The sequence below is a fragment of the Pseudomonas sp. SST3 genome (assembly GCF_003325755.1).
In genome coordinates, this window is sequence record NZ_QORI02000053.1 from 1 (window position 1) to 8,112 (window position 8,112).

The following is an 8,112-nucleotide window of genomic DNA, read 5'->3' on the forward strand; positions in this document are numbered from 1 at the left end:
CCGTATCCTTACGAAGAAAGTCGGATAGGAGGAGTCGGGGCTCGACTATTGCGAGATGGTCTATGTCGTTTACATTGACCTGGATAGGGTGCTTATTCACGTTACTGTGCCTCCGAAGCGCGCTGAAATGCAGTCCTGATTGCGCGACCCGCAAGCGTATTTGCGAGATGCTTACGGTACTCACTCGACACGCCTGGAGAGTCAGTGAAATCAATAGATGTTCCGATGGCTGTCAGTGCTGCATCAATGCGATCAGCCGTAACTCGAGTACCGATCAGCGCCCCTTCTGCTTCATAGACTCGAGTTGACCTATCAGTCACTCCGCTCAAAGAAATCGACACCGCTATACATTTACCGTTGGATAGCTCCATCAGTACCGCGACCGCAACGATTGCGAAATCACCTTTGCGGCTTGAAACCTCCTCGAAAGCCCACCCACTCGTTCTACGCAAAGGAACTCTGATTTCCACCAATAGCTCGTTGGGAGCAATGGAGGTCTGGAGCGAGCTGATGAAGAATTCATCTGCTCGGACGGTTCGGGTTGACGTGGAAGATCGGAGGACAAATTGCGCATCGTACGCGAGCATTACTGCAGGCATTTCCGACGCAGGATCTGCATGGGAGAGGTTCCCACCGATGGTCCCTCGATTGCGGACAGTATGGTGGGCGACGTGTTCGTAGGCGTCCCGGATCAGCGGGCACACATCGTGAGCCGCAGTCCAGTTTTTCAACGTGTTGTGGCGAGTTAACGCCCCTATCAGAAGATCTCTGCCTTCTACTCTGCAATAGTCCAACTCGGTCAATTGATTGATGTCAATCAACACCTCAGGAGCTAGAGTTCTGAAATTCATCATGGGGATGAGGCTTTGGCCGCCGGCTAGAACCTTGGCGTCCCTATGGGAAGTGTTTTCTAGGGCGGCAAGCGCCTCATTGAGGTCGGCAGGAAGCACGTATTCAAAATCACAAGGCTTCATCTTGATTTCACCTCCAGTTCCTATCCTTAGGACAGGTGGAACTTTTTTTATTGTGGCAACCGTACCGCGGTCTCGGATGTGAAGCCGTGGGCCATCGGTGCTCAGGCGACGACATAGCTCCAAATTAATAAATATATATATTTATGTCAAGGACAGGGCCGTCGCCAAAAACCCTATGCATAGCCTACAGATGAGAGAATGAATAGATTGCGCAACTTGCTGTTTTATAACGTATTTATTTTTAATCGAGCTGGCTGCGCGTTCGCCCTTTCAAAAAAACACCAGATGCCGCCGATAAATATATTTATTTCTGACCGACGGTTAACCGCCTGTGCTATTCATGAATCTCACGATTTCAACGCTGTCATTGGAAAAGTGGTGCTGCCTTGGTTTGAGCTTCATGGCGTCATGGATGCTGTGGGTAACAAGGTCGGTATTCGTCGGATCGGAGCGTAAAATCGCTTTTAAATCAATCGAGTTCTCGTGACCAAGGCAAAGCAGTAGGCGACCTTCAGCTGTAAGCCTTATGCGATTACACGTATCGCAGAAGTTGTGGCTATGGGGCGAGATGAAGCCGATTCGAGTGGTAGGGGCGTGGGCCACCTCCCAATAACGGGAGGGGCCTGAACTGGTATAGGACGAAGCAAGAAGTGTGTAGCGGTTTGACTGATACGTTCGCGGAGATATGCACTCGAGCAGAAAGTCTGCTCCCGGCCGTGTTCGGTGATCACGCCCAATGGCATCTCTTCGATGAACGAGACGTCTAGCTGGACGATCGATTGCCGTAAGGCCACTMWGTCGTTCGACCTCATGGTCGTTTTCGACCCTTCAGCATGACGCAGTTGAGCTTTATCTTTTTAAAACCAACGGCTCGCGCAGTATCGATACCTTTGATCACCGACGTCAGATTCCCAGTGCGAGTAAGTGACTTGAATAGGGAGGGGTCTAGGCTATCTAGGCTTACGTTCAGTCGATCAACGCCCGCACTGAACAACGGCTCGGCTAGAGATTCCAGGCGAGAGCCGTTAGTCGTCATGCACAATTCCTCCAGTCCTGGTATGGCCTTTATACTTTCGCATAGCGCAGCAATTCCGGGTCGAATCAGCGGCTCTCCACCAGTCAACCGGATTTTGCGTACGCCAGCTCTTACGAAGGCAATAGCAAGGCTGTGAATTTCCTTCAAAGTGAGAATGCTCGACCTTGGTAGAAAGGTCATTTCCTCACTCATGCAATAAACGCAGCGAAAGTCACATCGATCGGTGACTGACATACGTAGGTAATTAATGTGTCGTCCAAACGTGTCCGTGAGAGTGGATGTCATTGGCAAGATTCACTCCTGATGTGCCAAGCTCGGGCAATTGTTTGCTGAGGTTGGGGGGCGCCATTGATCACTTTACTCCTGAATTTATTGAAATGAATACACAAAATATATAGATTTATGGCTTAGCGCCTCATCCCGCTTTACGATCGCGCGGGTATCAAGACATATCGGACTATCAAAAATGAGCGCAACAATCGCAGTGCCAGAGTCAAAAACACAGGCGGAGCTAGCGATGGAGGTTTTGAAAAAAGCCATCTTGGGTGGAGATCTGCCTCCGGGTGAAAAACTCCATATTCATGACCTATCTGCTCGATACAAACTAGGCGTTACTCCGGTGCGTGAGGGACTTTCCCGACTGGCGTCGCTTGGATTGGTAGTCGCTTTGGGACAGCGGGGATTTCGGACAGCCGTGGCCAGTCAAGAAGATTTCCGAGACACGATAAACACCCGCACGTTGATCGAATCCGAAGCCCTGAGACTCTCGGTTCGCAAAGGCGGGGCAGCTTGGGAGGCCGCAGTTCTGGGTGCTCTACAACAAATGGAAGACTACATCCCCATAGTGCCTGGCGTTATTGCAGAGGGTGATGAGGGGTTTGATAAATTGCATAAGCAATTCCATATGAGCTTGATTTCCGCATGCGGATCCGAGCGCATGCTTCGCTATTGCAGCGAGCTTTATGACCAAGCGTATCGTTATCGCAGAATCTTCATGAGCCAGCCACGCCCCCGCATCCTATTCGAGAATGATCATCGCGAGCTTGCTATGCACGCACTTGGACGAGAAGAGGGTCGTGCATCCGCGTTTTTAGAGCTTCACCTTGCTACACCGTTCATCGCAATCTACGGCGAAAGGAGCGTGCGTGATGAGCTCGCCGAGAACGGAAGCCCAACCAACGCTTGACTGAAATATATATATTCTCCATATTTGCGTTGTCAGCTAGCTGAAGCAGCGGCGATAGCCATTAGGGTCGAGATCCAGTCAGATTCGCTTATAGCCAAATCACTCTCCCGTCACCCAAAACAATAAATAAATCTTGGAGAAACTCATGAAACAGTCCTTCATTCCGTCGCGTGGTCACGGGGCACAACTCAGCTGGTCAGGCTGTCATTACCGCAGACGGCCCTCCTCCGCGAGTTGCGTATATCGGAGATGAGTCTGGTCCAATTTTCTACGAAGTCTGGAGTACATTGCAGACGCCGGCTCGCATTGATCGGTCTTCGTCGGAACCGCACGAGAATGGTATTAAGCTCGCCCCGCCCACGAACGGTACCCGAATCCGGGTTGTAGATTTTCCACCAGAAGGAGACAGTTTGAATGACCTATCGCCTGAAGAGGCACGTGCACGATTTGCAGAAGTAGGTGCTGAATACGCTTCTTCGCATGATGGGGTCACCTCGCGACATGCATACATGCATCGGACAGAGACGATTGACTACGGGATCATTCTAGAAGGCGAGATTACGCTGATTATGGATGAAGGCGAGGTCACGGTCAGCGCTGGCGATATCGTCGTTCAGCGTGGGACCAATCATGGTTGGTCGAACCGATCTTCCAAAAATTGCCGCATCGCATTCGTCCTAATCGACGGTAAGTTTGATCGCGACATTGCGTGACAATTTCTTTCTCGTCACGCGTCAGTCCGATCCCAATACCGACGGAGTATCCGATGTCTAACTCTAAAGTCTATATCGTCAGCTCTTTCGGAGCTGCAATGGGTTCCTTCAATCATGTCTGACTATAAGGCACCCTTGCGCGATATGCGTTTCGTGCTCAACGAAGTATTCGACGTGTCCAAGCTGTGGGCTCAATTACCTTCCCTGGCCGACGTGGTGGATGAAGACTCTGCCAACGCTATTCTGGAAGAAGCCGGCAAAATCACTGCCGGTATAGTCGCACCGCTGAACCGCAGCGGGGATGAGGAAGGCTGCACTTGGAACAACGGTGCGGTGAAAACTCCGGCCGGTTTTCCGGAAGCCTACAAAACATACGCTGGAAGGCGGTTGGGTAGGGATCGGCGGTGACCCGCTGTTCGGTGGCATGGGCATGCCCAAGGTGATCTCCGCGCAAGTCGAAGAGATGGTCAAACTCGGCCAACCTGTCATTCGGCCTCTACTCGATGCTCACCGCTGGTGCCTGCTTGTCGATCAACGCCCAACGCCAATGAAGAGCTGAAAGAGAAATACCTGCCGAACATGTACGCCGGCGTCTGGACCGGCTCGATGTGCTTGACCGAACCGCACGCTGGCACCGACCTAGGGACAATCCGCACCAAAGCCGACCCCCAAGCCGATGGCAGTTACAAGATCAGCGGCACCAAGATCTTCATCACCGGCGGTGAGCACGACCTAAGCGAGAACATTATTCACCTGGTGCTAGCCAAGCTGCCGGATGCACCGGCCGGGCCGAAAGGCATATCACTGTTTTTGGTGCCCAAGTTCATGGTCAACGCCGAGGGTCGACTGGGCGAGCACAATGCGCTGTCTTGTGGCTCGATCGAGCACAAGATGGGTATCAAGGCTTCCAGCACCTGCGTGATGAATTTCGATGGCGCCACCGGCTGGATCGTCGACGCGCCGAACCGTGGTTTGGCGGCGATGTTTACTATGATGAATTACGAACGCCTTGGCGTCGGCATTCAAGGCCTGGCAACTGGCGAGCGTTCCTACCAGAGCGCGATCAACTATGCCCGCGAGCGCGTTCAGAGCCGGGCGCCGACCGGCCCTGTAGCGAAAGACAAGATCGCTGATCCGATTATCGTCCATCCCGACGTACGTCGCATGCTGCTGACCATGAAGGCGTTAAACGAGGGCGGCCGTGCTTTTTCCAGCTACGTTGCCCTGCAACTCGATATCGTCAAATTCAGCGAGGAGCCGACCGTACGCAAGCGCGCCGAAGAACTGGTCGCGCTGCTCACCCCGGTGGCTAAAGCTTTCCTCACCGACATGGGCCTGGAAAACCACTCTCCACGGCCAGCAGGTGTTCGGTGGTCATGGTTTCATTCGCGAGTGGGGTCAGGAGCAACTAGTACGCGATTGCCGCATCACTCAAATCTATGAAGGAACCAACGGCATCCAGGCCCTCGACTTGATCGGGCGCAAGGTGATCGGTAGCGGCGGGACGCTCTATAAACACTTCGCGGATGAGATCAAGGCCTTCACTGATTCGGCCGATCTTTCGCTCGCCGAGTTCACCCATCCACTGAAAGACGCGATCAACAATCTGGAACAGATGACCGCCGATCTGCTGAATCGGGCCAAGACCAATCCCAACGAAATCGGCGCCGCTTCGGTCGAATATCTGCAGGTGTTCGGTTACACCGCTTATGCCTACATGTGGGCACTGATGGGCAGGACAGCACTGGGCAAGGAGGGTCAAGACGACTTCTACGCCAGCAAGTTGGGTACCGCGCGGTTCTACTTTGCGCGCATCCTGCCGCGCATCCACTCGCTGACTGCGTCGGTCAAGGCCGGCAGCGAAAGCCTGTACCTGTTAGACGCCACGCAGTTCTAAGCGGCCCATATCCAGGCCTGCAGATGCCTAATGGGATATATCTCCCAGAGCGTGCCACTCCTGCCCCTGGATGCAGCGCAGGGCTAGCCCTTCAATCCGAGCTGGAACGTATCGTCATGCTGAAAACAAAAATAATTGCACCCGCGCAAAATGCCTACGCCTACCCCTTGCTTATCAAGAGCCTACTGCTGTCCGGCCAGCGCTACGAAGCCGAACATGAGATCGTCTATGCCGACAAGCTGCGCTACAGCTATCAGACGCTCAACCAGCGCATCCGCCGACTGGCCAATGCCCTGACTGCGGCCGGGGTCAAGGCTGGCGACACAGTGGCGTTGCTGGATTGGGACAGTCACCGCTATCTGGAGTGCTTCTTCGCCGTGCCGATGCTAGGTGCGGTGCTGCATACGGTGAATATCCGTCTGTCTCCGGAGCAGGTGCTCTACACCATGAACCACGCCGAGGATGACCTGGTACTAGTACATGACGATTTCCTGCCCTTGATCGAGCAGATTCATGACGAGTTGACCACCGTCAAGGGCTACATCCAGCTCAGTGACGACGGCGCACCCGCTACCGGGCTGCCGGTACTGGGGGAATATGAACAGTTGCTGTCCCAGGCAGACGCAACGTACGACTTTGCAGATTTTGACGAGAATTCTGCGGCAACCATCTTCTACACCACCGGTACCACCGGCAACCCCAAGGGCGTCTACTTCAGCCATCGCCAATTGGTGCTGCATACCCTCAATGCCGTTGGCACTCTGGGTGCTTACCAAGGCTTGCCGCTGCTTCGTTCCAACGATGTCTACATGCCTATCACGCCTATGTTCCATGTGCATGCCTGGGGCATGCCATATGTGGCGACGCTGATGGGGATTAAGCAGGTCTACCCAGGGCGGTACGAGCCCAACAGCCTGGTTCGACTCTATCGTGAAGAAAAGGTGACCTTCTCCCACTGCGTGCCGACCATCCTGCAGATGATCCTCGGCTGCCCCGAAGCGGCGCAGACCGATTTCGGCGGCTGGAAAATGCTCTTGGGTGGTAGTGCCTTGACCCTTGGTGTGGCCGCGCAGGCAGCCGGCAGAGGGATGCTGGTGCACAGTGGTTACGGCATGTCGGAAACCTGTCCGTTGCTGTGTACCACTTACCTGCGAACCGAAGATCTCAATCTAACTATGGACGCGCAGTTGGCCGTGAGGATCAAGACCGGGGTGCCGGTGCCGATGGTCGACCTGAAAATCATCGATGCCAACGGCCATGACGTACCCCACGATGGCGAGTCACTCGGCGAGGTCGTAGTACGGGCCCCCTGGCTGACCCAGGGCTACCTGAAGGAACCGGAAAAGGGCGCCGAGCTATGGCAAGACGGCTGGTTGCATACCGGCGACGTCGCCTCGATCGACACCCGCGGCGGGGTGGAGATTAAGGACCGAATCAAAGACGTGATCAAGACCGGTGGCGAGTGGATTAGCTCACTAGAACTGGAGAGCCTGATAAGCGAGCACGCAGCTGTTACCTCTGTCGCGGTAGTCGGAATTCCTGATGTGCAATGGGGCGAACGTCCCATGGCTCTGGTGGTTTGCGAGCAAGGACAAAGTATTGATCAACAGGCTCTTGAAACCCATTTGCAACAGTTTGTGGACAGTGGGCACATAAACAAATGGGCAATCCCTAAACATATTAAGTTCGTTGCAGACATCCCCAAAACCAGCGTCGGTAAAATCAACAAGAAGCTCATCCGCGAAAACGAATTGGCTACAGGCGCTCCTCATAAGCCAGCCTAAAATCAGAGGTAGCCCAAATAACTGTTAGCCAAGGCAGACTGCTAAGGACTCTCCAAACAAGTCCGCAAATGTACTGAATTGCGCATGGCTACCTGATCCTCGCGATCATCAACGGTTATGCGGCAAGTTGATCGGAGCATCCCTAGGTTTCTCACAAAGAGAGGGTAGAACATGTTCGCTTGGAATAAATCTGCGCTAAATTCTCGAATATTTGAGTGTTTAGTATTGAGTTATTGAAAGGCATGCATTTGACGGTGAGCTTTTTGCCAGCGAAAAGCACCCAATGACAAATAGGGCAAAAAAAGCCCTATTAGGATTGCATTCTCGTGAGCAAAATTTGATCGCAGAACTTGCAGAAGCGAAGATACAAATAGACGAACTAAACCAAAGGATTACCGGCTTCACTGAACATCAACAGCGCGATAGCGCTCGGCTTGAACATCTTAACAATCTTGGCCAAGACGGTATGTGGGAGCTGGAGGTACAAGCGCTGGAACTGACTGACCCAGCCAATGCTTTCTG

General features: G+C 53.4%; 5 protein-coding genes and 2 pseudogenes. 5 read left to right on the top strand and 2 right to left on the bottom strand.

Annotation, left to right across the window (positions count from 1 at the left end; translation table 11 throughout):
• Positions 1-101: 101 nt before the first annotated feature.
• Positions 102-974 (bottom strand): FAD binding domain-containing protein, encoded by an 873-nt coding sequence (locus DQ405_RS22850; protein ID WP_168426250.1) that lies wholly within the window; start codon positions 972-974, stop codon positions 102-104.
• A 321-nt stretch (positions 975-1,295) separates the two neighbouring features.
• Positions 1,296-2,295, bottom strand: a pseudogene (moaA, locus tag DQ405_RS22855) (GTP 3',8-cyclase MoaA).
• Between the two features lie 181 nt (positions 2,296-2,476).
• Here moaA and DQ405_RS22860 point away from each other — a divergent pair.
• The 5 genes and pseudogenes from DQ405_RS22860 to DQ405_RS27235 form a co-directional block, all read left to right on the top strand.
• Entirely contained in the window at positions 2,477-3,196 is a 720-nt protein-coding gene (locus DQ405_RS22860; protein ID WP_168426251.1) for a GntR family transcriptional regulator, read from the top strand.
• A gap of 410 nt (positions 3,197-3,606) precedes the next feature.
• Positions 3,607-3,909 (top strand): cupin domain-containing protein, encoded by a 303-nt coding sequence (locus DQ405_RS27620; protein WP_241730130.1) that lies wholly within the window; start codon positions 3,607-3,609, stop codon positions 3,907-3,909.
• 114 nt (positions 3,910-4,023) lie between these two features.
• Positions 4,024-5,806: pseudogene (locus DQ405_RS22870) on the top strand (acyl-CoA dehydrogenase C-terminal domain-containing protein).
• A gap of 116 nt (positions 5,807-5,922) precedes the next feature.
• Positions 5,923-7,590 carry a fatty acid--CoA ligase gene (locus DQ405_RS22875; protein ID WP_168426253.1) on the top strand — a complete coding sequence of 556 codons (1,668 nt, stop codon included), beginning with the start codon at positions 5,923-5,925 and terminating at the stop codon, positions 7,588-7,590.
• A gap of 283 nt (positions 7,591-7,873) precedes the next feature.
• The coding region (locus tag DQ405_RS27235) for a hypothetical protein (protein WP_206678932.1) at positions 7,874-8,112 on the top strand (239 nt) is incomplete at its 3' end.

Coding starts and splice junctions, on each gene's coding strand:
- DQ405_RS22860 (WP_168426251.1), top strand. CDS start 2,477: ATGAGCGCAACAATCGCAGTGCCAGAGTCAAAAACACAGGCGGAGCTA.
- DQ405_RS22850 (WP_168426250.1), bottom strand. CDS start 974: ATGAAGCCTTGTGATTTTGAATACGTGCTTCCTGCCGACCTCAATGAG.
- DQ405_RS22875 (WP_168426253.1), top strand. CDS start 5,923: ATGCTGAAAACAAAAATAATTGCACCCGCGCAAAATGCCTACGCCTAC.